The sequence below is a fragment of the Pseudomonas sp. GM21 genome (genome assembly GCF_000282215.1).
Lineage (GTDB): Bacteria > Pseudomonadota > Gammaproteobacteria > Pseudomonadales > Pseudomonadaceae > Aquipseudomonas.
In genome coordinates this window covers 1-1,605 of record NZ_AKJS01000207.1, presented here as the reverse complement: position 1 = coordinate 1,605, position 1,605 = coordinate 1, and the positions used below count along the sequence as shown (strand labels likewise).

General features: G+C 54.1%; 1 protein-coding gene. It reads left to right on the top strand.

Annotated elements, in window-relative coordinates; all coding sequences use genetic code 11:
- The first annotated feature begins 83 nt into the window (after window positions 1–83).
- On the top strand, window positions 84–1,508 hold the full coding sequence (locus tag PMI22_RS00020; RefSeq protein ID WP_007949554.1) for an IS1182 family transposase: 1,425 nt from the start codon (window positions 84–86) through the stop codon (window positions 1,506–1,508).
- Window positions 1,509–1,605: the final 97 nt, after the last annotated feature.

The following is a 1,605-nucleotide window of genomic DNA, read 5'->3' as shown; positions in this document are numbered from 1 at the left end:
CAGACTGTGTGAAAACCTAGCAATCTGCATCGCGGTTTAAGAAAATGCCCCGTAATCGAAAGATACGGGGCATTTTCTTTGTTATGGCTTACATCCAAGGTCAAGCGCGCGATCAGACCAGCCTTTTTCCGGTTTCGCTGGAGGATTTAATCCCTGAGGATCACCTCGTTCGCGTGATTGATGCCTTCGTTGCCAAGCTCGATCTCATACGCTTGGGGTTCGACAAGGCGGTGCCCAAAAGCACCGGTCGCCCCTCTTACGATCCGGCAGATCAGCTCAAGCTCTATCTGTATGGCTATTTCCAGCGGATCCGCTCATCCCGTCGTCTCGAAGCCGAATGCCAGCGCAACATCGAAGTCATGTGGTTACTCAACCGCCTCAAACCCGATTTCAAGACCATTGCCGACTTTCGTAAGAACAACAAACAAGCGTTCAGTGCAACGTGTCGGGTCTTCGTTCAGTTCTGCCGTACGGTCGGTTTGATTGCTGGCGACCTGGTTGCCATTGATGGCAGTAAATTTCAGGCGGTAGCCTCTTCGCGGCGCCATCTGAACATGAAACAACTCAAGCGCCAGCAGGAAAAACTGGATAAGCGCATCGCCCAGTATCTGGCTGAACTGGATGAGGCCGATAAAGCCGAAGCGGGTGAAACCATTGATCGCAACGCCATCAAGACAGCGCTGGAGCAACTTGAAGCTCGGCAACTGAACAATCTGACCTGCCAGGCGCTGATGAAGTCGATGGGGATCGAGCAGTTCAACACCGGCGAAAGCGATGCCCGAATGATGCGCACGCCCAAAGGCCCGCAGGTGGCTTATAACGTACAAACCGCCGTGGACGCGGAACATTGTTTGATCCTGCATCACGACGTGACACAAGACGGCAACGATACCCAGCAACTTGAGCCCATGGCCAAGGCTGCCAAAGAACAGTTGCAGCAGAGCAAACTGAACGTGACCGCCGATGCGGGCTACTCCAACGGCAAGCAGTTCCAAGTGTGTGAAGAGGCGGGCATTACGGCGTACGTACCGCCCAACCGAGCGGTTAACCCCCGTAGTAAGGAGAAGGAATTCTTCGAGCGAAAAGATTTTACTTACGATGCGCAACAGGATCAGTACCAATGCCCTGCTGGCAAACTGCTGACGCTCAAACAGCTGAATAAAGGTGAGCGCATTTACCATGCGGCTGTCAGCGACTGCGCCAACTGCCCACTGAAAGGGCAATGCACCGATGCTCAGCGCCGATACGTCTCACGCCACGCCCACGAAGAAGCCTTCGAGCGAATGGAGCAGCGCATGCAGGCGCATCCGGAAATGATGGTGAGCCGAAGGTCCATCGTTGAGCATCCCTTTGGCAACCTTAAACAATGGCTGTTTGGAAACGGCCGCTTCCTGCTGCGACAGTCAGAGGGGGCAAGAGCGGAAATGGCCTTGGCGGTGAACGCCTACAACCTCAAAAGAGCGATCAATGTGCTGGGTGTACGCCGAATGATGGAGTTGATGGGCTGAAAAGCCTTTTTTCGCCTGTTACCTGCACAAAAGCAAACGCCCCGAACAAGTCGGGGCGTTTGCTTGGATCGCCTTCAGCGTGTTTTCACACAGTCTG

Bases quoted from the DNA above. Each gene is read 5' to 3' on its own strand.
- PMI22_RS00020 (WP_007949554.1), top strand. From the start codon at position 84: ATGGCTTACATCCAAGGTCAAGCGCGCGATCAGACCAGCCTTTTTCCG.